General features: G+C 70.6%; 21 protein-coding genes. 11 read left to right on the top strand and 10 right to left on the bottom strand.

Annotated features, from left to right (window positions below; genetic code table 11):
* Positions 1-4: 4 nt before the first annotated feature.
* Positions 5-1129 (bottom strand): calcium:cation antiporter, encoded by a 1125-nt coding sequence (locus DY023_RS13765; protein WP_245958714.1) that lies wholly within the window; start codon positions 1127-1129, stop codon positions 5-7.
* Between the two features lie 115 nt (positions 1130-1244).
* Here DY023_RS13765 and DY023_RS13760 point away from each other — a divergent pair, with 115 nt between their 5' ends.
* Positions 1245-2342 carry an NAD(P)-binding domain-containing protein gene (locus DY023_RS13760; RefSeq protein ID WP_245958713.1) on the top strand — a complete coding sequence of 366 codons (1098 nt, stop codon included), beginning with the start codon at positions 1245-1247 and terminating at the stop codon, positions 2340-2342.
* 76 nt (positions 2343-2418) lie between these two features.
* On the top strand, positions 2419-3564 hold the full coding sequence (locus DY023_RS13755) for a glycoside hydrolase family 3 N-terminal domain-containing protein (RefSeq protein ID WP_245958712.1): 1146 nt from the start codon (positions 2419-2421) through the stop codon (positions 3562-3564).
* Here DY023_RS13755 and DY023_RS13750 read toward each other — a convergent pair whose 3' ends face one another.
* Positions 3565-4425, bottom strand: a complete 861-nt coding sequence (locus tag DY023_RS13750) for a 3-methyladenine DNA glycosylase (protein ID WP_116242907.1) — start codon at positions 4423-4425, stop codon at positions 3565-3567.
* Between the two features lie 98 nt (positions 4426-4523).
* Here DY023_RS13750 and DY023_RS13745 point away from each other — a divergent pair, with 98 nt between their 5' ends.
* The gene (locus DY023_RS13745) at positions 4524-4994 is read left to right on the top strand and encodes a hypothetical protein (protein ID WP_116242906.1); all 471 of its coding nucleotides are present in this window, start codon (positions 4524-4526) and stop codon (positions 4992-4994) included.
* Positions 4991-7126, top strand: a complete 2136-nt coding sequence (locus DY023_RS13740; RefSeq protein ID WP_245958711.1) for a bifunctional polysaccharide deacetylase/glycosyltransferase family 2 protein — start codon at positions 4991-4993, stop codon at positions 7124-7126. Before DY023_RS13745 ends, DY023_RS13740 begins: the two co-directional genes overlap by 4 nt.
* Before the next feature lie 15 nt (positions 7127-7141).
* Here DY023_RS13740 and DY023_RS13735 read toward each other — a convergent pair whose 3' ends face one another.
* A complete protein-coding gene (locus tag DY023_RS13735) occupies positions 7142-8173 on the bottom strand; it encodes an App1 family protein phosphatidate phosphatase (RefSeq protein ID WP_116242904.1) in 1032 nt (343 codons plus the stop codon).
* 33 nt (positions 8174-8206) lie between these two features.
* Complete coding sequence (locus DY023_RS13730; protein WP_116242903.1) at positions 8207-8863, bottom strand: DedA family protein; 657 nt, start codon at positions 8861-8863, stop codon at positions 8207-8209.
* Between the two features lie 69 nt (positions 8864-8932).
* Here DY023_RS13730 and DY023_RS13725 point away from each other — a divergent pair, with 69 nt between their 5' ends.
* The 4 genes from DY023_RS13725 (at position 8933) to DY023_RS13710 (ending at position 13869) form a co-directional block, all read left to right on the top strand.
* Positions 8933-10243 carry an anthranilate synthase component I family protein gene (locus DY023_RS13725; protein WP_245958710.1) on the top strand — a complete coding sequence of 437 codons (1311 nt, stop codon included), beginning with the start codon at positions 8933-8935 and terminating at the stop codon, positions 10241-10243.
* Positions 10244-10323: 80 nt separating this feature from the next.
* Positions 10324-12858 (top strand): leucine--tRNA ligase, encoded by a 2535-nt coding sequence (gene leuS / locus DY023_RS13720; RefSeq protein ID WP_116242902.1) that lies wholly within the window; start codon positions 10324-10326, stop codon positions 12856-12858.
* Positions 12859-12960: 102 nt separating this feature from the next.
* Positions 12961-13371, top strand: coding sequence for a DUF4383 domain-containing protein (locus DY023_RS13715; RefSeq protein ID WP_116242901.1), 411 nt, complete (start codon positions 12961-12963; stop codon positions 13369-13371).
* A gap of 3 nt (positions 13372-13374) precedes the next feature.
* The gene (locus DY023_RS13710) at positions 13375-13869 is read left to right on the top strand and encodes a hypothetical protein (protein WP_116242900.1); all 495 of its coding nucleotides are present in this window, start codon (positions 13375-13377) and stop codon (positions 13867-13869) included.
* Between the two features lie 18 nt (positions 13870-13887).
* Here DY023_RS13710 and DY023_RS13705 read toward each other — a convergent pair whose 3' ends face one another.
* From DY023_RS13705 to DY023_RS13690, 4 genes are all read right to left on the bottom strand, one after another.
* Positions 13888-14643, bottom strand: coding sequence for an anti-sigma factor (locus DY023_RS13705; protein ID WP_116242899.1), 756 nt, complete (start codon positions 14641-14643; stop codon positions 13888-13890).
* Between the two features lie 4 nt (positions 14644-14647).
* Positions 14648-15241 (bottom strand): ECF RNA polymerase sigma factor SigK, encoded by a 594-nt coding sequence (gene sigK, locus DY023_RS13700; protein ID WP_181905854.1) that lies wholly within the window; start codon positions 15239-15241, stop codon positions 14648-14650.
* A 223-nt stretch (positions 15242-15464) separates the two neighbouring features.
* Complete coding sequence (locus DY023_RS13695; protein WP_116242898.1) at positions 15465-17756, bottom strand: ComEC/Rec2 family competence protein; 2292 nt, start codon at positions 17754-17756, stop codon at positions 15465-15467.
* 3 nt (positions 17757-17759) lie between these two features.
* On the bottom strand, positions 17760-18359 hold the full coding sequence (locus DY023_RS13690) for a ComEA family DNA-binding protein (RefSeq protein WP_116242897.1): 600 nt from the start codon (positions 18357-18359) through the stop codon (positions 17760-17762).
* A gap of 321 nt (positions 18360-18680) precedes the next feature.
* Here DY023_RS13690 and holA point away from each other — a divergent pair, with 321 nt between their 5' ends.
* Positions 18681-19724 (top strand): DNA polymerase III subunit delta, encoded by a 1044-nt coding sequence (gene holA / locus DY023_RS13685; RefSeq protein WP_116242896.1) that lies wholly within the window; start codon positions 18681-18683, stop codon positions 19722-19724.
* Positions 19725-19820: 96 nt separating this feature from the next.
* Here holA and rpsT read toward each other — a convergent pair whose 3' ends face one another.
* The gene (gene rpsT, locus DY023_RS13680; protein ID WP_116242895.1) at positions 19821-20081 is read right to left on the bottom strand and encodes a 30S ribosomal protein S20; all 261 of its coding nucleotides are present in this window, start codon (positions 20079-20081) and stop codon (positions 19821-19823) included.
* A 248-nt stretch (positions 20082-20329) separates the two neighbouring features.
* Here rpsT and DY023_RS13675 point away from each other — a divergent pair, with 248 nt between their 5' ends.
* Positions 20330-21682, top strand: coding sequence for a GH1 family beta-glucosidase (locus DY023_RS13675; RefSeq protein WP_116242894.1), 1353 nt, complete (start codon positions 20330-20332; stop codon positions 21680-21682).
* Positions 21679-22926 (top strand): MFS transporter, encoded by a 1248-nt coding sequence (locus tag DY023_RS13670; RefSeq protein ID WP_116242893.1) that lies wholly within the window; start codon positions 21679-21681, stop codon positions 22924-22926. Before DY023_RS13675 ends, DY023_RS13670 begins: the two co-directional genes overlap by 4 nt.
* Here the strand turns inward: DY023_RS13670 and DY023_RS13665 are convergent.
* Entirely contained in the window at positions 22865-23599 is a 735-nt protein-coding gene (locus tag DY023_RS13665; RefSeq protein ID WP_116242892.1) for an alpha/beta fold hydrolase, read from the bottom strand. The genes DY023_RS13670 and DY023_RS13665 overlap by 62 nt on opposite strands.
* Positions 23600-23602 lie beyond the last annotated feature (3 nt).

Below are 23602 nucleotides of genomic sequence, written 5' to 3'. Positions count from 1 at the left end.
GCGGTCACGCGAATACGGTGAGGCCGTAGACGACGAACAGCATCAGGTGCGCGGACCCGCCGATCGCCGAGACCCGGCGACCGGCGAAGGTCGCGACGGTGAGCAGCATCGTCGCGCCGAGCAGCACCAGGTCGGTCGGTGTCTCGGCCAGCAGCACCGTCTGACCGGTGAGCAGCCCGATCGTCAGCACCGCGGGGATCGTCAGCCCGACGGTGGAGACCAGAGCGCCGTGACAGAGGTTGCTGACACGCTGCATCTCGCCGCCGAACGCCGCGCGCACGGTCGTGATCGTCTCGGGCAGGAAGACGATCATCGCGATCAGGATGCCGGACAGTGCGACCGGGGCACCGAGCCGGTCGAGGCCGTCGTCGAGCAGCGTCGCCATGTCGTGCGAGAGCAGCACGATGGGCAGAACGGTAGCGACCAGCACCGCTGTGCGGGCGAGGATCTCCGTGCGATGCTGTGCGAGCACCTCGCGGATCGGCGTTCGCGGTGCCGCCGCATCCTCCGCGTGACCGGGCTCGGTGAAGTCCGCCGCCTGCGCGCCGGTCTGCCGGAGCAGGAAGAAGCCGTAGAGCAGCAGGGTGAGCACGATGATCGGGATCGCCTGCGCCGGCGTGTACGCGCCCCCCTCTCCGATCAGGCCGGGCAGGAAGAACGCCGTGACGAGGAGCACGACGAGGAGGGAGAGGTAGGCGGAGACACCGGTGCTGTTGGCCCGCAGCGAGCGATGCCGGATGCCTCCGACGAGGAGTGCGACGCCGACGACGAGATTCAGGATGATCATCGACACCGCCATCACCGAGTCGCGTGCGATGGTGGTGTGCTCTCCGGGGCCGAGCATGACCGCGGAGATGAGGATCACCTCGATCAGCACGATCGAGAGGGTCAGTACGAGGGTGCCGTACGGGTCACCGAGCCGGTGCGCCAGGTGCTCCGCCTCGGTGACCACGCCGAAGGCGCACACGACGATCACCGCGACGATGGCGGAGAGCACGACGACCAGCACGGGGCCGGGCAGCGGCTCGGACAGCAGCGGTCCGGCGAGCAGCACAGCGGCGAACGCTCCCCAGCCGAGGGCGACACGGACGACGACGTTCCGGGTGAGGATGCTCCTGAGGGTGGTCACGAGGAATCTCTGATTCTGCGGGGCCGTCCCTGCCTGTGAGTGCCACCTGCGGGTCGTCCCGCGGGGGTTCCATCCGTCTGCGACTCTACCCGAGCACCGTGGGAACATCATGTGCATGAATGGGGTTCTCCTCGATGTGGAACCTCTCGACAGCATCGTGATCGGCGCCGGCCAGGCGGGACTCTCGGCCTCGTACCATCTGCGCCGTCTCGGCATCGAGCATGTCGTCCTCGACGCCGATGACGCGCCGGGCGGGGCCTGGCAGCACCGGTGGGATGCGCTGACCATGCTCGATGTGCACAACGTCGCAGAACTCCCCGGCGACACTCCGCCGCCGCACACCGCAGAACGGGCGAACCGGGTGGTGCCGGCCACCTTCGCCGCCTATGAGCGCACTCACGACCTGCCGGTGATCCGTCCCGTGCGGGTCGACCGCGTCGACGACGACGACGGCCTCCTGGCGGTGCACGCGGGAGAACGACGCTGGCGCACCCGCACTCTCGTCAACGCGACCGGTACCTGGTCGCATCCGTTCCTGCCGCACTACCCCGGTATGGAGACGTTCCTCGGAGAGCAGCTGCACACGGTCGACTACCCGGGGCCGGAGCACTTCGCGGGCAAGCGCGTGCTCGTCGTCGGCGGCGGGGCATCCGCCGTGCAGTTCCTCGGCGCCCTCGCACCCCTCACCGACGTGCTGTGGGTGACGCGACGCCAACCCGTCTGGCGCACGGAGGAGTTCAATCCCGAGGCGGGAGCCGCCGCGGTGGCGCTCGTGGAGAAGCGCGTCGCCCAGGGACTCGCTCCGCAGAGCGTGGTGAGCGTGACGGGCCTGATGCTGCGCGAGCAGGAGCAGGAGGCGGCGCGCATGGGTGTGTACGACCGGCGTCTGCCGATGTTCGAGCGTATCGAGCCCGACGGCGTGCGCTGGGCGGACGGCCGTTTCGAACGCGTGGATGCGATCCTCTGGGCGACGGGCTTCCGGCCCGCGATCTCGCACCTCGCTCCGCTGCATCTGCGAAGCGCCGCCGGAGGCATCCAGCTCGACCGTGCGGGACGAGGCACGACGGCAGTCGCGGATCCGCGCATCCAGCTGGTCGGCTACGGGCCGTCGGCGAGCACGATCGGCGCGAACCGCGCCGGGCGGAGAGCTGCGCTCGGGGTGCAGGCCGCGCTCGCCGCGGAATCCGTGGCTGCTTCCGCAGTCGGTTCCTGAGCTCTGCTCCCGACCGGTCACTCGTCATGGGCCCGCCTCGCGGCCGTATCTCAGCACGGCTGAGTACGCTGGAATGATGCGCCGAACCATGCTCGGAGTCCTCGCCGTCGTGGCGATGCTCGCCGTAGCGGGTTGCACGCCGAGTGCACCGAGCGCCGTCCCCAGCCGGACGCAGCAGGCCCGGACTCCGACCCCGACGCCGACACCCGTCGATCCCGCGACGGCGCTGGTGGAGCGCATGAGCGTCGCCCAGCAGGCCCGGAGCGTCATCATGGGCACGATCCCCGGCGCGGATCCGGTGGCGGCACGCGGGTACATGGCCGGCGGGTTCGGCGGCTTCATCCTGATGAGCGGGAACGTCCCCGCGACGCCCGCGCAGCTGAAGGAGCTGACGACCGCACTGACCGTCGATCCCGCATTCCCGCCTCTGATCGCGACCGACGAGGAGGGCGGGGTGGTCAGGCGACTGCCGTGGGACGACCTGCCCAGCGCGAAGGTCCTCAAGACCAGGCCACCGGTCGAGACCCGGGATGCATTCGCCGCCCGCGCGAGACTGCTCGCCGATGCGGGCGTCGCCGTGAACTTCGGCATCGTCGCCGACGTGCCGCGCGACTCCGCGTCGTTCATCCACTCCCGCGCGCTCGGCACCGATCCGGATGCCGCGGCCCAGCGAGTGACCGCGGCGGTGCAGGGAGAGCAGGGCACCGCGATGTCGACGCTCAAGCACTTTCCGGGGCACGGCGCGGCACCGGGCGACTCGCATCACGTCATCCCGTCCACGACGGAGACCCTCGATCAATGGCGCGCATCCGATGCGAAGCCCTTCGAGGCCGGCATCGACTCCGGAGCCGAGCTGCTGATGTTCGGGCACCTCGCCTACACCGCAGTGGACGCCGCTCCCGCGTCGCTCTCCGCGCGCTGGCACGAGATCGCGCGTGACGACCTGGGCTTCGATGGCGTGATGATCACCGACGACCTGGGCATGCTGCAGTCTTCCGGCATCCCGGCATACCGCGACCCGGTGCAGAACTCCGTGGCTGCGCTGGCCGCAGGCAACGACATGGTGATGCTGGTCGCAGGCAGCGACGCGCAGACCGCGTCGCAGGTCGCCGCCGGCATCGTCACCGCCGTCGAAGACGGAGTGCTTCCCGCCCGGAGGCTGCAGGATGCTGCCGAGCACGTCGCGTCGCTGCGGCTCGAGATCGCCGCGCGCGAGCGCTGATCAGGCGCCCAGCCATGCCTCCAGCATCCGCCGCCGCAGCACCGTGCCGCGCTCGGCGAATCCGCGCTGCTGCCTGACGTACTCCGCCTTGCCCTCGGCGGTCTCGATCCGCACCGGCTCGACGCCCCACGCGGAGAGGTCGTAGGGCGCCGCCTCCATGTCGAGCTGCCGGATGTCGCGCGCGAGCTCGAATGCGTCCAGCAGCAGCTCGCCGGGCAGCAGCGGACCGAGCTTCATCGCCCACTTGTAGAGGTCCATGCCGGCGTGCAGGCATCCCGGCTGCTCGATCTCGGGCTGCAGCGCCCGCGACAGCGGCAGGGCGTTGCGCGGCACCGCATCCCGCGTGAAGAAGCGGAACGCGTCGAAGTGCGTGCAGCGCAGATCGTTCGCCTCGACGACGGCATCGGTACCCGCCTGTCCGAGGCGCAGCGGCGCCGGATGCCGGTGTTCCTCCTCGCGATACACCATGGCCCATTCGTGCAGTCCGAAGCATCCGAACCTGCCGGGTCGCGCGGCGGTGCTGCGCAGCATTCGCTCGACGAGTGCCGCGAGCTCCGGCTTCTCCGTCGCGAACACGCCGGCATCCGGCATCGCAGAGTCGGCGACCGGACCAGGGGAGTACCACCGCCAGGTCTGTCGCTCCGCGGCCTCCGCCAGTACGACGCCTGCGCCGGGATGCCAGCGGCGCAGCTGCGCCGGCTTGTACGAGTAGTAGGTGAACAGGAAGTCCTCGACGGGATGCTTCTCACCGCGTGCCGCACGCGCGCGGTGCGCTGCGGTCAGCGCGTCCGCGCGCGCCTCGTGCGCCGCCGCGCGAGCGGTCCACGTCGTGGCGTCGAGGAGCGAGGTCGTGAGGGTCACCTCACGAGGATACGGCGCGCTCTCTGCCGGAATCCTCAGCGTTCGTGGCAGGCACCCGCGTAGAATCGCGAACGCCCGATCCCCCGAGGAGCTTCACCATGCCCGAAGCGGTGACCCCCGAACCCGTCTTCGTCGACCCCGCGGGGCGCCGGATGCGCTGGATCCGCCGCACGCTGTGGGCGCTCGTCGTTCTCGCCGTCGCGTACGTGGCGCTGGCGATCAGCGCGTTCCTCGGCGGTCCCTCGATCGACGCACCGCTGCTGCCCCAGCCGCGCGCCGCCGTCGCACCGCCCGCACCCACCACGGTGCCGAAGACGGCGGATGCCGTGCCCGTCGAGCCGAGTGCCGACCCTGTCGATGTCCCCGGCGAACAGGCGGATACCGCCGACCCGGCACCGGCCTCCGTCCCGTCCGCTCCGCCCGCGCCGTCCACGGCGCCGGCGCCGGCACCTGAGCCGACCGAGACCGCCCCAGGCAGCAGCGGCACCGCACCGGGGCAGAACCGTTCCCGTGAGACACCGGGCGACACCCGCAAGGCCGATCCGACGCCGAAGCCCCGCGCGTCGTGAGTCGCGCCCAGATGCGGCGCGATGCCCGTGCCGCGCGCGTGAAGGTGCACTGGATCTCGCTGATCGCCGTGCTGCTCGCCCTCACCGCCGCCCTCGCCATCCAGGGGTACACGCATCAGCTGACATCCACGGATGAGGACTCGCGTCCCGCAGGTGACCGTGCATCTGCGGTGGCGGAGGATCCCACAGGCGAGCCGATCCTCGACACCAGGGACGGCGTCGACACTGCCGCGCCGAAGGACGGATCACTCGCGCTGACCTTCGACGACGGTCCCGACCCGGTCTGGACGCCGCGCATCCTCGATGTGCTCGAGGCGCACGGCGTGCACGCCACCTTCTTCCTCGTCGGCACTGCCGCCGCCGAGCACCCCGACATCGTTAGGCGGATCATCGCCGAGGGGCACGAGATCGGCACCCACACACTCACCCACGCCGATCTCGCGGGCGCCCCCGACTGGCGAACCGACATCGAGTTCGACGGTGCGCAGAGCGCCGTCGCCGGTGCGGGCGGCATCACCACGTCGCTGTTCCGCCCGCCGTACAGCTCCACGCCCGGCGCGCTCGACAAGGGCACCTGGGACGTCGTCGAGGATGCGGGGGCCCGAGGCTACCTGTCGGTGCTCTCGACCCTCGACAGTCGAGACTGGGAGCGCCCTGGCGTCGACGAGATCGTGGCGAACTCCACTCCGCCGGACGAGCAGGGGCAGATCCTGCTCATGCACGACGGCGGCGGGAACCGCTCCGAGACCGTGGCCGCTCTCGAGCGCCTGCTGCCTGAGCTGCAGCAGCGGGGGATCACGGTGACGACGGTCGGTGCCTCCGCGGACCTCGCGGGCACGGTTCGCGCCACCACTCCCGTCGAGCAGTTCCGCGGCACCGTCTTCGTCTCCACGCTCTGGGTGAGCGCCGCGGTGGTCGCCCTGATCGGGATCGGCCTGGTGATCGCGGGCATCGTCATGGTGGTGCGGGCGATCCTCGTCGTCGTGCTGGCCGCGCACCATCGCCGCCTGGCCAAGCAGCGGGCGAAGCGGCGGCCCTGGATCTACGACGGACTGGTTTCCGTGATCGTCCCGGCGCACAACGAGGCCGCGGGGATCGAGGCCGCGGTCAGATCGATCGCCGCGTCGCGGCATCCGGTCGAGATCATCGTCGTCGACGACGGATCCGCCGACGACACGGCGGCCATCGTCGAGGCTCTCCGGCTGCCGCAGGTGACGCTGATCCGGCAGGCCAACGGCGGGAAGCCTTCCGCGCTGAACACCGGCATCGCCGCCGCGCACGGCGAGCTGATCGTCATGGTCGACGGGGACACCGTGTTCGAGGAGGACACGGTCGCGCGGCTCATCCAGCCCTTCGAGGACTCCGCCGTCGGGGCGGTCTCCGGAAACACGAAGGTCGCCAACCGCGGCGGCGTGCTCGGCGCCTGGCAGCACATCGAGTACGTGGTCGGTTTCAACCTCGACCGCCGGCTGTTCGACGTCGCGGAGTGCATGCCGACGGTTCCCGGTGCCATCGGCGCGTTCCGGCGGAGCGCTCTGAAGCGCGTCGGCGGCGTCAGCGACGAGACGCTCGCCGAGGACACCGACCTGACGATGGCGCTGTGCCGCGACGGCTGGCGCGTGGTCTACCAGGAGGATGCGCGCGCCTGGACGGAGGCGCCCGCCACCCTCGGTGCGCTCTGGAAGCAGCGCTACCGGTGGTGCTACGGCACGCTGCAGGCGATGTGGAAGCATCGTGGCGCGATGAGGCAGAAGGGGCAGGCCGGCAAGCTCGGCAGGCGCGGGCTCACCTACCTGCTGGTGCTGCAGGTGCTGCTGCCGCTGTTCGCTCCGCTGGTCGACGTCTTCGCGATCTACGGGCTGTTCTTCCTCGACCCGATGCGCGTTCTGGCCGTGTGGCTCGGATTCCTCGCCATCCAGCTCGGCATGGCGGTGTACGCGTTCCGCATGGACGGAGAGTCGCTGAAGCCCCTGTGGACGCTGCCCCTGCAGCAGGTGGTTTACCGGCAGCTGATGTATCTGGTGGTGATCCAGTCGGTCTTCACGGCGATCGCCGGCAACAGGCTGCGCTGGCACCGGATGAAGCGCTACGGCTCGCTGCGCGTGCCGCCCGCGACGGCGAACGCCGGCTGAGGGTGACGGCGGAGGTCAGTCCCGCGGATCGACGATGCCGGCCTCGCCAAGCAGTTCGCGCAGCCCGGCGCCGTCCACCGCACTGACCCACGGCACATCATCGCCGGAGTGATCGCCGGCGACGGTGCGACCACCGGCCAGCACGGCCTCGGCCGGCAGCAGGCGGCGGATCGCGACGCCCGCGACAGAAGACGGATGCTCGACGAGGAACTGTCCGTAGGTCGACTCGTCGTGCTGGCCGTCATCGCCGATGAGCAGCCAGCGGATGTCGGGGAACTCCTCTGCGAGTCTGCGCAGATTGGCCAGCTTGTGCTCGCGGCCGCTGCGGAACCAGCGGTCGTGGGTGGGGCCCCAGTCCGTGAGCAGCATCGAGCCCTGCGGGAAGAGATGGCGGGAGAGGAATCTGCGCAGCGTCGGCGCCACGTTCCATGCGCCGGTGGACAGGTAGATCATCGGCGACCCGGGGTGATCGCGCATGATCTGCTCGAGCAGCACCGCCATGCCGGGAACGGGGGTGCGCGCGTGCTCGTCCACCACGAACGAGTTCCAGGCCGCGACGAACGGGCGGGGGAGCGCCGTGACCATGACGGTGTCGTCCACATCGCACACCACTCCGAAGCGGATGTCCTCGTCGACGACGAACACGGTCGCCTCGACCGGCTCCTGCCGGTCGGCGGCCATCGTGAAGGTCTGCCAGCCGGGCTGGAGGTCGGCCTCGACGACGGTGTCGACGACACCTCCGCGGTCGGCGACGACGGTGTGGGTGCGCCCGCCGATCTCGATGCGCACCGAGGCGAAGCTCACCGGGATGCCGACGAAGGAGCGCCAGCCGCGCACGCCGGCGCCGTCGCCGCTCGCCTTCCGCGGGGGCGGGGGCACGATGAGCACGCGTCCGACGACTCTCACCCAGCCTTTGCCGCCGTAGCCGGGGAACGGCACGACGGTCGCTGAACGCCCTCGTCTGCGTGCGCGACGTTCGCGTGAGACGTGGAAGCGGTGCTCGAGGCGGGCGAACCAATGGATCTTGGCCGCGGCGGCGGGTGACATCACCCTCAGTCTTTCACGGATGCCGCACGCGTCTCACGCGCTGGGCCCATCCGCATCCGACATGTGATGTTCCTCGCGTCGGGAGATGACCTTCTTCACGGCGAACACGATCACGAGGAACAGCAGGATCGCGCCGACGAACAGGTAGCCGGCGTAGTGCACGCGGTCGGCGAGTTCCTTGTAGCTGCCGGCCACGAGCGATCCCACACTGACGTACACCGTCGCCCACAGCACGCAGGCAGGGAGGGTCCAGGCGATGAACCGCCGGTAGGCGTACTCGCTCATGCCCACGGTGAGCGGTACGAGGGAGTGCAGCACCGGCAGGAACCGGGACAGGAAGATCGCGATGCCGCCGCGGCGCTGCAGGTAGCGCTCCGAGCGGACCCAGTGGTCCTCGCCGATCCAGCGTCCGATCCGGGAGTGCCGGATGTGGGGGCCGATCCAGTGCCCCAGCCAGAACCCGATCGATTCGCCGAGGAGGGATCCGATCACGACGGCGATCACGAGGAAGACGCCCTGCCACACGTCCGTCACGCCGACGGCGGCGACGAGCACGACGGTGTCGCCCGGCACGATGAGACCGATCAGGATGCTCGTCTCGAGCATGATCGCGACGCCGGCGATGAGCGTCCGCAGCACGGGGTCCATCGACTGCACGGCGTCGATGACCCACGTCAGCAACTGGTCCACGGAACGAGCGTACGGCCTGGACGGCATCGTTCGCTGGGAGCGGTCCGCCGAGGGCCGTACGCTTGCTTCGTGCCTCTCCCGTCCGCCCTGCTCGCCCGTGCCCTCGACGGCCGCGGCGACCTGGAGAGCCTCTTCTCGCGACTCGATGACGGCGCGCAGGCGGCGTTCTGGCTGGACGCCGGTCCGGACATCTCGGAGGGATGGAGCATCCTCGGCGTCGGCCACCCCGAGACGGATGCCGCGCGCATCTCCGGCACCGTGATCGGCGGCGTGGGTGTCGCGGAGAGCCCGGTGCCGTTCCGCGGCGGCTGGGTGGGATGGATGTCCTACGAGGACGGTGCCCGCCGGATGGCGGCGCCTGCCGCGGACGACGGAGACGGCTCAGTCTGGATCGCGGTCGAACGCGCGATCGCCGTCGACCATGCCACCGGCCGTTTCTGGGCGCTGGCGTCCGCCGACGAGCTGGACGACTGGCGGCGCACCGCCGCCGGCCTGCTGTCGCCGACGCCGCTGGACGCGCCGTCGCAGCCGCCGGCGTCGGTCGCGGTCGCCCGGCACGGCGTGGGGGAGTACATCGCGCTCGTGGAGCGCTGTCGCGACGCGATCCGCGCCGGAGACGCGTACCTGCTCTGCCTCACCACCCGCTTCACGACGGACGCCCCGCCCGACCCTTTCGCGGTCTACCGCCGTCTGCGCGCCGCGACGCCGGCGCACCACGGCGGGTACCTGCGCGCCGGCGGCACGCACCTGCTCAGTGCGAGCCCGGAGCAGTTCCTCGAGGTGCGCGACGGCGTCGTGCGCACCAGCCCGATCAAGGGGACCAGACCGCGCGGCGCGACGGCGGAGCGGGACGCGGCCCTCGCGGAGGAGCTCCGCGCGAGCGAGAAGGAGCGCGCCGAGAACGTCATGATCGTCGACCTGATGCGCAACGATCTCTCGCACGTCGGCGTGCCGGGCACCATCGAGGTGGAGCGGCTCTGGCAGGTCGAGTCGTACCCCGCCGTGCATCAGCTCGTGAGCACGGTGAGCGCGCAGCTGCGCACCGGGATCACCGTCGACGACCTCGGCGAGGCGGCCTTTCCGGCCGGCAGCATGACCGGCGCCCCCAAGCTCTCCGCGATGACGATCCTGCACGGGCTGGAGCGTGCGCCCCGCGGCGTCTACTCCGGATGCTTCGGCTACGTGGGCCTCGACGGCTGCGCGGATCTGGGGATGGTGATCCGCAGCATCCTCATCGACGCAGGCACCGCTTACGTCGGCGCCGGCGGCGGGATCACGTGGCTGTCGGATGCCGCGGAGGAGGCTGCCGAGGTCGCGACCAAGGCGCGGGCGCCGCTGGCGGCGCTCGGCGCGCGGCTGCCGGAGGAGTGGGCATTCTAGACGCGATATCCTGGAACTTCCGTCTTCATCAGCATCCTCTGCAGCTGGCAGAGTCCGCATCCCGTCAGATTGGCCGTCCCTTGTCTGAGCACCCGACCGACACCACCGAAACCGCGGAGCCGCTGTCCGCGCACGCCATCCAGGACAAGTGGCAGCAGTACTGGGCCCAGAACGACACGTTCCGCGCCGGCGGCGACGAGGACGAGCGGCCGCGGAAGTACATCCTCGGGATGTTCCCGTACCCGTCGGGCGACCTGCACATGGGACACGCGATCAACTATCTGTACCCCGACATCGTGGCGCGCTACTGGCGGCACCGCGGTCAGAACGTGCTGAACCCGATCGGCTGGGACTCGTTCGGCCTGCCCGCCGAGAACGCGGCGATCAAGCGCGGCGCCGACCCGCGCGAGTGGACCTACAAGAACATCGAGCAGCACAAGGCCGGCTTCCGCGGCTACGGCATGTCGTACGACTGGACGCGCGTGCTGCACACCTCCGACCCCGAGTACTACCGCTGGAACCAGTGGCTGTTCCTGAAGCTGTACGAGCGGGGCCTGGCGTACCGCAAGAAGAGCGCGGTGAACTGGTGCCCGAACGACCAGACCGTGCTCGCCAACGAGCAGGTCGTCGAAGGCCGCTGCGAGCGGTGCGGCGCCGAGGTCGTGAAGAAGAAGCTCACCCAGTGGTACTTCAAGATCACCGACTACGCCGACCGGCTGCTCGACGACCTGGACGCGCTCGAGGGTCACTGGCCGCACAAGGTGCTGCAGATGCAGCGCAACTGGATCGGCCGCTCGCACGGCGCCGACGTCGACTTCCGCATCGAGGGCCGCGACGAGCCCGTCACGGTGTTCTCGACGCGTCCTGACACGCTGCACGGCGCGACGTTCTTCGTCGTCGCACCCGACGCCGACCTGGCGGCCGAGCTGGCCGCAGGTTCGTCGGCGGAGGTGCGGATGCGCTTCCAGGACTACCTGGAGAAGACGCAGAAGGAATCCGACATCGAGCGGCAGTCCACCGACCGCCCGAAGACCGGTGTCTTCCTGGAGCGCTACGCGATCAATCCGGTCAACGGCGAGCGGCTGCCGATCTGGGCCGCCGACTACGTGCTGGCCGACTACGGCCACGGCGCGGTCATGGCCGTGCCCGCCCACGATCAGCGCGACCTCGATTTCGCCCGGGCATTCGACCTGCCGGTGAAGATCGTCGTCGACACCACGGTCGCCGGCGGCGCGAACGAGGGCGGCGACCTGGCCGAGCTCGACCCCGCGACCACCGGCACCGCCCTGGTCGGCAACGGCGTGATGACGGGCTCGGGAGACCTGGACGGCCTCGAGAAGGCCGACGCGATCGCCCGGACGATCGAGCGGATGGAGCAGGCCGGCACCGGTCGCGCCGCGAAGAACTACCGCCTGCGCGACTGGCTGATCTCGCGCCAGCGCTTCTGGGGCACGCCGATCCCGATGCTGCACCTGCAGGACGAGACCGTCGTGCCCGTGCCCGAGGACCGACTGCCGGTGAAGCTGCCGAGCGTGGAGGGACTGGACCTCAAGCCCAAGGGCAGCTCGCCCCTGGGGGCCGCAGCCGAGTGGGTGCGCACGATCGACCCCGCAACCGGCGAGCCCGCACTGCGCGATCCCGACACCATGGACACCTTCGTGGACAGCTCGTGGTACTTCCTGCGCTTCCTGTCGCCGAACAGCGACCAGTTCGCGTTCGACCCGGCTGAGGCGAAGCGCTGGGCGCCGGTGGACGGCTACTTCGGCGGCATCGAGCACGCTATCCTGCATCTGCTGTACTCGCGCTTCATCACGAAGGTGTTCTTCGACATGGGGCTGATCGACTTCCAGGAGCCGTTCTCGAACCTGGTCAACCAGGGCATGGTGCTGATGGACGGCTCGAAGATGTCGAAGAGCAAGGGCAACCTCGTCGAGCTCTCCGACCTGCTGGCGCAGTACGGCGCCGACTCGCTGCGCCTGGCGCTGGCCTTCGCCGGCCCGGTGGAGGACGACAAGGAGTGGAACGGCGTCTCGCTCTCGGGCGCGCACAAGTTCCTGGCCCGCGTCCTGCGCGTCGGCGACGAGACCTCCAGCCCGGTCGGCGCGGACGCGGCGACCGGCGATGTGACGCTCCGTCGGATCACCCACCGTCTGCTCGCCGATGCGCCGGGCCTCGTCGAGCAGACGAAGTTCAACGTGCTCGTCGCCCGTCTGATGGAGCTGGTCAACGGCATCCGCAAGACGATCGACACCGGTGCCGGCGCCGGCGACCCCGCCGTGCGCGAGGCGGCCGAGACCGTGGCGATGATGATCGAGACCATCGCGCCGCACACGGGCGAGGAGCTGTGGGCACGGCTCGGTCACGAGCCGTCTGTCAGCGCCGTGCCGTGGCCGGACGCCGACCCCGCACTGCTGGTGGACGACACCGTCACGACCGCCGTGCAGGTGAACGGCAAGGTGCGCGCGACGCTCGACGTGCCGGCCGACATCTCGGACGCCGATCTCGAGGCCGCCGCCCGTGCCGACGAGAAGGTGCAGCGCGCGCTGGAGGGCAAGGAGATCGTGCGCGTGATCGTGCGCGCTCCGAAGATCGTCAACTTCGCCGTCAAGGGCTGACCGACCCCGGCATTCTCCGCGTCGCAGGATCGGCGGCATCCGATCCTGCGACGGCTCCGAACACTCTCTGAGCGGCAACCGTCGCAGGAGAAGGAGAGTGTCATGCGTACGTCCCCGAATCGTCTCATCGCCGTCATCTTCGGCGCCGTCTACGTCCTGGTCGGACTGCTCGGCTTCGCCGTGACCGGCGGCGTGTCCTTCCTCGCGACCGAGGGAGGGCTGCTGCTGGGCATCTTCATGGTGAATCCGCTGCACAACGTGGCGCATCTGCTCATCGGTGCGGCCCTGCTGATCAGCGGTCTGATCTCGGTGAGGGCGGCCAAGGCGACGAACATCGTCGTCGGCGCGGCGTATCTGCTGCTCGGCATCGCCGGATTCTTCCTGGTCGGCACCGCGGCGAACATCCTGGCCCTCAACACCTTCGATCACTTCCTGCACCTCGCCAGCGCCCTGCTGCTTCTGGCCGTCGGTGTCGCGACTGATCGGACGGCGCAGCGCCTGGACGTGAGCTGACCGATGAGCGCTCTGGTGCGGACGTGGCCCGCCGTGTTCGCGTGGGGCTGCGGGCTCCTGCACCTCGGCCTCGGCGCGTCCCTCCGCGCCGAGGCCACCGGCGCGGCCGGCGTCCTGGCGATGGCCGCGCTCCTCGTGCTGGGGCTGGGGGAGCTCGCCTGGGGGATGGCGAGTCTCCGTGCGGGGCGCCCACGGGCGCCCCGCACGGCGGTGCTCGGGGCGCTGGCGGGGGTTGCTGTCGCGCCGGCAGCCCTCGCGACAGGATGCTCGGCCGTGGCCGTCGCCGCCGCTCTGCTCCTGGCGCTGTCCGCGGTCGGTCTCGCCTCCCGGGGGAAGGCGGGATCGACCGCTTCGACACCGCGCAGGGCGCCGGGCGCTCTGATCGCCGCGGCAGCGATCGCGGCCGCTGTGGTGACGCCGGCGCTGGCCACGACCGACACGCCGTCCCACATCGGAGATCTGCCTTCGGGCGGGCAAGGTGTCCACTCCGGGCATTGATCTGCGGGCCCGGCAGACTCAGGCCGTCGGGATCACCACGATCGGCTCGCTCGTCGGCTTCCCGTCCGGCGCTCCTCCCTGGGGCTCGACGGTGACGGCGACCACATCGCCCGGCTGCATGCCCGGCTCCAACAGGGCTGTCGTCGTCGATCCCGTCGCGTCGAAGACGCCGGCGGAGATCGGTGTCTCACCGCGCACGTACCAGAGCTCGTAGGTCTGATCGTCGCTCAGAGACGGGAGCTCATCCGCGACGAGCACGGCCTCGCCCTCGGAGGCGGACCAGTGCAGGGTCGCGCTGCCGCCGCCCGCCACCTCGGCGGTGGCCTGCTGAGCGTCCGATGCGGATTCGATGCGGTCGAGCGCCGTCACGTACGCCGGCCTGGTGGCCTGCTGCACGATGATCGACGCCCCGATGCCGATGCCCGCCACCAGCACGACGGAGGCGGCGAGTGCGAACCAGCGCCGCCGAGGCGACGGACGGCTGGGCTTCGTCACCACCGCGGATTCCGACCTGTCCGGGTGCGCGGGCTCCTTCACGTCCGTCGCAGCGGACGGCGCGTCGATACGGGCCAGAACGCTCTCCAGCACATGCGCCGGCGGCACGACCTCCTCGACGAGGTCGGCGAGCGCCGCGGCTGTCCCGGCGTCCTCCTGCGTATCCGCAGCCCATTCCGGATGATCTGCAAGCGCACGACGGTACGCCTGCCGGTCGTCGTCGCTCAGCGCGCCGAGGGCCTCGCCGGCCGAGAGCATGTCGAACTCCTGCTTGTCCATCGTGTCACCTCATCTCCTTCCGCAGTCGTGTCAAGCCGTCCCGCATCCTCGTCTTCACCGTTCCCAGCGGACTGCCCGTGAGCACGGCGATCTCACTCTGCGAGTATCCGCCGTAATAGGCCAGGGTGATCACCTCGCGCTGCGCATCGGGGAGCCTTCGGAGTGCACCGCCGATCCGCTCCGATTCCACCTTGAGCTCGACCTGTTCGTCGACCGATGCCGGTGCGGAGGCGAGATCTCTCAGGCCCGCCCTTCGATCCCTGTCGGAACCGGCCTGCGCCGACCGCACCCTGTCGATCGCCCGGCGGTGCGCGATCGTCAGCAGCCAGGAGCGTCCCTGACCTCTCTTCGGAGTGAAGCGCGAGGCGGATTGCCAGACTTCGAGGAACACCTCCTGCAGCACTTCCTCGCTCTGCGCGCGGTCCACGAGGATCCGGAGGATGAGGCCGAACGCGCGGGGGGAGAGCATCCCGTACAGCTCCGCGAAGGCGTTCCGGTCGCCGCGCGCGACGCGAAGGATGAGGTCGCCGGCGGTGTCGACGGGAACCGGCTCGCCCTCGGGCACGTCGATTCCGTCGATCACCATGTCCACAAGCATGCCCTACTCCCTTCGCCGCGATCGCCGATCAGCCGAATGTGAAGGCGCAGACCTCGACGAGAGGGGAGCGGTACGCCTTCCGGGGCGAGCCGATGATGATCGGTTCCATGCGCTCTCCTTCGTCACAGTCTCTTCGGTGCGGCGCGCTGAGCGGTTTGTCCCGGTTCTGCTCCGACCCGGATCCGGCACGCTCTCGCCCCCTCGTCGCCGCTCCGGACGAACGTCACGGATCGTTGCTCTCAGTGGGCCCCGGACGGGGGAGGCGTTCCGTCCACACCGCGACGCCTCCGTCCCGCAGGCCGAGCAGGACGCGACCGCTCTGATCGGTGCGGAGGATGCGGGCGTTCAGCGCGGTGAGGAACCCGAGTGTCTCAGCGCGCGGATGCCCGTAGTCGTTGCCCTCACCGACGCTGATCAGCGCGATGCGCGGCTGCAGCTGCGCGTACAGGCCCGGGTCCTGGTCCTTGCTGCCGTGGTGGGCGACCTTCACGACCGCGTAGGGTCCGCGCATCCGGCCGCTCGCGACCAGCATCCGCTGCGGCACGGCAGACAGGTCGCCGAGGAAGAGCGACCGAGGGACCCCGCCGCCGCTGAACTCGACGACGACGCTCGCGTCGTTGCCGGAGGTGAACGCTGCAGACGCGGGTGGTGGCCAGAGCACCTGCCACCGGGAGCCGCCGAGCACACCGTGCCGGCCGGCGGCAGCGGGCACTAGTCGGGCGCCGGCGGATGCCGCATCGCGCAGCATCCGCTCGTCCTTCGCCTCGGCCGGCGGACCGTGCAGCAGCGCGGTGGTCCGGCCGCGCACGGCGTCGAGCCCGCCGGCGTGGTCCTGGTCGTAGTGGGTGAGGACGAGCACATCGATGCGGGGCACGCCGAGCTGGGTGAGGCAGTCCGACAGCGCGCCGGGGTCTGGGCCGGTGTCGATCAGGGCGACACGTCCCTCCGAGCGCACCAGCAGCCCGTCTCCCTGGCCCACATCGCAAGCGGCGATCGACCAGTCGTCCGGCGCGGTCAGGGTGGCCAGCGGTCCGGTGAGCAGGATGCGGGCACCGCCGAGCGCGACGGCGACGGCGAGCACCAGCCCGGCAGTCCCGCGCAGTCGCGCCGAGCCGGATCGGGCGATCAGCACGGCGATGGCCGCACTGATCAGGGCGGTCACCGCCGCAGTGACGGGGCCCGCGATGACGGGGATCACGGCGCCGGGCAACCCGGCACTCACGGTCGCGGTCGTCGCGATCCAGCTCGACGGCAGCCACGCGGTGGCCGCGAGAAGATCCGCCACGGCGGGGACGGCCGCGGTCAGGCAGGCGAGGAGGCCGATCACCGTGGCGAGCGGTGCGGCGGGCTCCGCGATGAGATTGGCGGCGACGCCGACGATCGACTGCTGCTCGGAGAACAGGGCGACGATCGGCCCGCAGACCAGCTGCGCCGCGAGCGGGACGGCGAGGGCGAGGGCGACCGGCTCCGGCATCCACCTCGACAACCCGCGACTGAGCGGCCGCGCCAGCAGCAGGAGCGCCGCAGTCGCCGCGGCCGACAGCGCGAAACCCGGTGACGTCGCCAGCCAGGGATCGCCGAGAAGGATGCCGGCGACCGCCACCGACAACATCGCCAGGCCGGCGCTGGGTCTGCCGAGCAGGACGGTGAGCATGGCCAGCGCCGCCATGACCGCCGCCCTGATGACGCTGGGCTCGGGCGTCACGAGCACGACGAAGGAGCCCAGCGCCGCGAGCGAGACGATCACGCGCGTGCGGCGGCCGCCGCCGCACAGTGCGACGATCCAGAACACCGCGGCGACGACTATCGCGCAGTTCGCCCCGCTCACGGCGGTCAGGTGCGAGAGCCCGGAGGCGAGCATGGCCGCGCTCAACTCCTCGCTGACTGCGCGCGTGTCGCCGACCGCGAGCCCCGGCAGCAGGCCAGCGCCGGGTTCCGGCAGCATCGTGGCCCGGTCGATGAAGTCGGCGCGGGTCTGCGCCGCGATCGCGAAGACGCCCGACGCCGGCCGATGGACCTCGCCGGTCGTCGTGAACACGACCAGAGCCGCGCGCTCACCGGCTTCCGTCGCTTCGGCCTGACCGGTGACGGCGACCTCGGCGCCGAGATCGACACCGTCCAGAGGAGCGATGCCGATCCGCACCGGAACGGCGAGCGTCTCTGTGTGACCCGGTGGGCCGATGGTCACCGTGCGAGCGTCGAGCCACAGGCGTCCGTCCGCGCCGACCGAGGCTGAGGAGGAGACCACGGCGGTGACCTCGACGAACCGTCCGGCGAACTCGGCCGCATGGTCCCGTGCGGGGTGCGCGGCCATCGCGGACACCGCCACTGCGGCGCCGCAGAGCAGGCTGAGCGCCACCAGGCCGGAGCCGCGTCGGCGTGCGCCGAGCGCCCAGACGAGTGCCGCGAGTGTCGCGCCGACGGCCAGTGCGAGCGCCGCGCCGGGCAGCAGCACGGCCAGCAGCGCGAACACCCAGACGGATGCCGCCAGCACGGCACTGCGCAGGTCCTTCATCGCTCACACCCTGACCAGATCGCGCAGGCCGTCCAGCAGCTTCTCCCCGATACCGGGCACCGCCAGCAGATCGTCGACGGAGCGGAACCGGCCGTTGTCGTCGCGCCAGGCGATGATGCGCTCCGCCAGCGCCGGCCCGATCCGCGGGAGACCCTCGAGCGCAGCCTGGTCGGCGCTGTTGAGATCGACCAGGCCGTCGCCGGGCTGCTGCGCCGCACCGTCGGCCGCGGGCGTTCCCTTCGGCGGAACGATCACCTGCTCACCGTCGCTGAGCGGCCGGGCCAGGTTGACCGCGGCGAGATCTGCCGCATCCGTGGTGCCGCCGGCCGCGGCGAGGGCGTCGACGAGCCGGGCATCCGTCTCCAGCACGTACAGCCCGGGTTTCGCGACCTCGCCGAGGACGTGCACGTAGAGTTCGGCGGGAGCGCCGGAGCGCGCCTCTTCCTCGAGCGGCACCACGGCGGCGGGGGAGGCCTGCCCGCGCAGGATGCCCCAGCCCACGGCCGCGGACAGCACGATCAGCCCCAGGACGACCGCAGCCCCGATGCTCAGCCGCAGTCGCCTGCGTGCCAGGGCGGGATCTGGAGCATCCGGGGTGGGCACTCCGCAACGCTAGGACGCCGGTGGATGTCGCGCGGGGCCGGATCCCCGCACCTCGGGAAGGCCCGTCGGATCGCCCCCGCTGTGGAGCGGGAGTCGCGCGACCCACGTGGCCCCACCTTTCCCTCCTTCGAATCGCGATTCAGCACAGTGCGCGCCGCGCGGACTGTGCTCGATCGCGACGGGAACGAGGCGCGTGCGTGCCGATCTCGTTCGAATCGCGATTCAGCACAGTGCGCGCCGCGCGGACTGTGCTCGATCGCGACGGGAGCGGCGAGCACCGCGGGAGGGGTGATGTCGCCGGACGCCGGTAGGCTGGACGGCATGGCAGCAGCTCCTCGATCATCCGCGCGCGGGGGAGCGGCGAAGGCATCGAAGATCCCCCAGGTCTCCTGGCGGGAGCCCCGCCCCGCCCCGATCGTGCTGGTGTCCGGTCCCGAGGAGATCTGCGCCGAACGCGCGATCGCCGGGGTGCGCGACTACCTGCGTGCGGAAGACCCGGCACTCGAGGTCAGCGACGTCCGTGCCGACGACTATGCACCGGGCACACTGCTCTCACTGACGTCGCCCTCCCTCTTCGGTGAGCCCCGCATGGTGCGCGTCGCCGGCGTCGAGAAGGCGTCCGACGCGTTCATCCAGGAGGCCGTCTCGTACCTCGAGAACCCCCAGGAGGGCGCGACCGTGCTGCTGCGGCACACCGGTGCGACGGTTCGGGGCAAGAAGCTGCTCGACGCGGTGCGCGCCGGAACGGGTGAGGGCATCGAGATCGCCTGCCCCGCCGTGAAGCGCGACAGCGACCGGGTCGACTTCGCCGCGGGGGAGTTCCGCGCGGCGCGCAAGCGCATCGCCCCGACGGCACTGCGTGCTCTGGTCTCGGCCTTCGCCGACGACCTCACCGAACTCGCCGCGGCCTGCCAGCAGCTGATCGGTGATGTCGAGGGCGATGTCACCGACGAGGTCGTCACGCGCTACTACGGCGGACGGGTCGAGGTCTCGGCCTTCGTCGTCGCCGATACAGCGATCGCGGGGCGCTACGGCGAGGCGCTCATCGCGCTGCGGCACGCGCTCGCGTCCGGAGCCGACCCGGTGCCCATGGTCGCGGCCTTCGCGATGAAGCTCCGCACCATGGCGAAGGTCGCGGGTCTGCGCGGCTCGGGTCGCGAGCTCGCCTCGCAGCTGGGCATGAAGGACTGGCAGATCGATCGTGCCCGCCGCGACCTGTCCGGCTGGAACGAACGCTCGCTGGGCCTGGCCATCCAGGCCACCGCGCGCGCCGATGCCGAGGTCAAGGGCGCCTCACGCGACCCCGTCTTCGCGCTCGAGCGCATGGTCGCCGTCGTGGCGACCAGGGACCCCTTCGGCGGCTGACCCTTCGACCGGCTCAGGAACCCACGGGTTGCTGAGCCCGCGCATGAAGAAGGCCCGCCATCCCCGAGGGGAGGCGGGCCTTCTTCAGAAGTCTGCTCAGAGAGCGGCGACCTGCTTGGCGATGGCCGACTTGCGGTTCTTCGCCTGGTTCTTGTGCACGACGCCCTTGCTGACGGCCTTGTCGAGCTTGACGGATGCGGTGGCGAGGGCGGCCTCAGCGGCCTCCTTGTCGCCGGCGACGACGGCCTCGCGGGTCTTGCGGACCCAGGTCTTCAGCTCGCTCTTGACGGCCTTGTTGCGCTCCTGCGCCTTCAGGTTGGTCTTGTTGCGCTTGATCTGCGACTTGATGTTTGCCACGTGCGGGTGCTTTCTTTCGAAGGAGTGTTGGAAGTGCTGCCGGAAGGAGAGGGGTTCCGAACAGCGGTCGTGAGGGAAGAACCCACACGCAAGCCAAGAACCAAGCTTACCAGCACTGCCCCCTCCTGCGCGAAACGCGGGAGCTGCGGCGAGGCGTTCCGCCATGCTGAAACGGAACTCAGTCGCAATGACCTCGGCACTGGGTGCAGAATACGGGAAGACCGCCGACATCGACGTCGAGGAGAATCATGCGACCCGATCCCGTACCGCCTGCGTTCCCTACGGGCTTCCGCTGGTCCGCCGCGACCGCCGCCTTCCAGATCGAGGGTGCGCGTGGTGCGGACGGCCGGGGGCGCTCGATCTGGGACGACTTCGTCGAGACGCCGGGCCTGGTGCGGGACGGATCGACCGCGGAACCCGGGCCGGACAGCTACCATCGTGCAGCGGATGACGTCGCCCTGCTCTCCGAGCTCGGCGTGGACCGATATCGCTTCTCGATCTCGTGGACACGGGTGCGCCCCGGCGGCGGGGCGGTGAACCCGGCCGGACTCGACTACTACGACCGCCTCGTGGATGCGCTGCTCGAAGCCGGCGTCACGCCGTTCCCCACCCTCTATCACTGGGATCTGCCCGCGGAGCTCGAGGCCGAGGGCGGCTGGCTGAACCGCGACACGGTCTCCGGATTCGCCGACTACGCCCGCTCGGTGGCGGACGCGCTGGGCGACCGTGTGAAGAACTGGTACACGATCAACGAACCCGTCTCCACCTCGCTGCAGGGCTATGCGATCGGGGAGCTCGCCCCGGGTCGGCAGCTGCTCTTCGAATCGCTGCCCTCCGTGCACCATCAGCTGCTCGCGCACGGCACGGCCGCCGGCATCCTGCACGATCACGGTGCGGAGCAGGTGGGCATCGTCAACAATCACACCCAGGTGCTCCCGGCCCGGGAGGAGGACGGCACGGCCGCGTACCTCTACGACGTCCTGCACAACCGTGTCTTCGCAGAGCCGGTGCTGCTGGGCAGCTATCCCGATCTCGCGGCGCTCGGGGTGGACCTGCCCATCCGAGACGGCGACCTCGAGACCATACGGACGCCGTGCGAGTTCTACGGCGTGAACTTCTACAACCCGACGACCATCCGCTCGGCGCCGCAGGAGTCTCCGATCCCGTTCGAGCAGGTGCCGACGCCCGGCGCGGCCCACACCGGCTTCGGCGCGCTCTGGCCGATCGTCCCCGGCGCGCTGACCGAGTTCCTCGTCGACGCGAAGCAGCGCTACGGCGACGCCCTGCCGCCCGTGATCGTCGGTGAGAACGGAGCATCCTTCCCCGAGCCGGACCATCCGGACGGACGGATCGACGACACCGACCGCATCGCGTATCTCGACGGGCACATCCGCGCCGTCGCCGACGCGATCGCGCAGGGGGTGCCGGTCCAGGAGTACACGGTGTGGAGCCTGCTGGACAACTTCGAGTGGGCCGAAGGCTTCACCCAGAGATTCGGCCTGGTGCACGTGGACCAGGTGACGTCGGCGCGCACGCCGAAGGCGTCCTACGGCTGGTACAGGGACCTCATCGCGCAGGTGAGGACGGGGGCAGGGCAGTGAGCACGACCGCGACGAGCAGGGTGGAAGCCGGCTGGCTCTCGCTGTTCACCCTCGCCTGGCTCGCGATCTGGACCGTCCAGCTGACACCCCTGCAGCTGCTGCTGCCTCTGCAGCTCGATGCCAGCAACGCCGACGGCGACTGGGTGACCGGCGTCGTGTGGTCCGGCATCGTGTTGTCCGTCGGTGGTTTCGCCGGCATCATCGCCGCGCCCGCGGCGGGACGACTCTCGGATCGCACCCGCTCGCGCTGGGGCCGGCGACGGCCCTGGGCGGTGGGCGGGTCGCTGCTCGCCGCGATCGGGCTCGTCGTCACCGGCTACGCGCGCGGCCCCTGGGCTGTCGGCGCAGGCTGGGTCGTCGTGTCGATCGGTCTCGCCACGGCATCCGCAGCCTTCACGGCGATGATCGCCGACCAGCTCACGGAGCAGCGCGGTTCGGCATCCGCCGCGGCGAGCTCCGCCCAGGCGGTGGGCATCGTGGTCGGAGTCGGGGCCGTCGTGCTGCTGGGCCTGGGCATCACCGAGTCCTACTTCGTGCTGGCGGGGTTCATCGCGGTGATCGGCGTGGGCACGGCGGTGCTGCTGCCTGATCCCGGTCCGACGCACGTGCTGCCCGTCAGTACTCAGGTGCGCCCCTCGTCGCTGCGCGACCCGGACTTCCTGTGGCTGCTCAGCAGCCGGCTCGTGGTGAACGTCGGGAACGCGCTGGGCACCTCTCTGCTGCTGTTCTTCCTGCTCTACGGTGTCCGCGTGCCGTCCGCGGAGGCGGAGGATGACCTGCTGATCCTCATCGTGATCTACACGGTCTTCGTCGTGATCGCCTCGATCGTCGCAGGAATGATCTCCGACCGGACCGGGAAGCGGCGTGGCCTGAGCGTCATCGCCGCGACCGTGCAGGCGGTGTCGGGCCTGGTGATCCTGTTCAGCCCGACGTTCACGATGACCGCGGTCGCCGCGGCGATCATGGGTGCGGGCTACGGCGCATACATGGCGGTGAGCCTGGCCTTCAGCACCGACCTGCTGCGTGACCCCGAGGACCACGCCCGTGACCTCGGCATCGTCAACGTCTCGGCGAACCTCGGTCAGCTGCTCGGCCCGTTGATCGGCGCAGGGCTGGTCGCCCTGGTCGGCGGGTTCTGGCTGCTGTTCGCTGCGGCGGCGGTGCTGTCGCTCGCGGGGGCGGTCATGACGCTGATGGTGCGTCGCGTCCGACCGTCGCCAGCGCCACTCCCAGCACCGCGTTGAACACCTGCGGACGCATCGCCGTGACCAGATGTGTGGTCATCGGGACGACGATCAGTTCGGCCTGGGGCGCCAGCCGACGGAACAGCCCCTCGTGCATGCGCAGCTGGTCGAACTGGCCGTTCACCAGCCACAGCGGAATGCGGATGCGGGCCACCGCGGCCGCGAGGTCGAGGCTTGCCAGGCTCTTCAGCGCCACGTCCTGGGCGTCGAGGGCGTAGCCGCCGGCGCCGAAGTCGGCCCGGGTCTCGGCGGGGATGGTCGCATCCAGCACCCGCTCCGAGAGCCACAGGCCGCGATCGGGCAGGCTGTCCATGGCCCCGGCGAGGAAGCGGTACGCCTGGAGCGCTGCGCCTCGCGGCAGGGCCGAGCAGGATGCCGCGATGAGTGCCGTGACGGGCGGCGGCTCTTCGCCACCCGTGTAGGCCAGCGAGAGCAGCCCGCCCATCGAATGGCCCACCAGCAGCACCGGACCACGGGATGCGGCATCCCGCACCGCCCGGTCGATCGTGGACAGCGCCTCGTGCAGCGTGAAGTCCTCGTCCATGCGCGTGCCGTGACCGGGCAGATCGACGGCCACGGCGGGGACGCCGCGGCCTGCCAGGTACTCCAGCTGCGCCCGCCACATGGTTGCCGACGTGCGGATGCCGTGCACGAGAACGACCTGGGGCTGCATAGC

Source organism: Microbacterium bovistercoris, from assembly GCF_003387575.1.
Classification (GTDB): Bacteria; Actinomycetota; Actinomycetes; order Actinomycetales; family Microbacteriaceae; genus Microbacterium; species Microbacterium bovistercoris.
The sequence above is the reverse complement of the archived record's forward strand: the minus strand, read 5'-3'. Positions and strand labels throughout refer to the sequence as shown.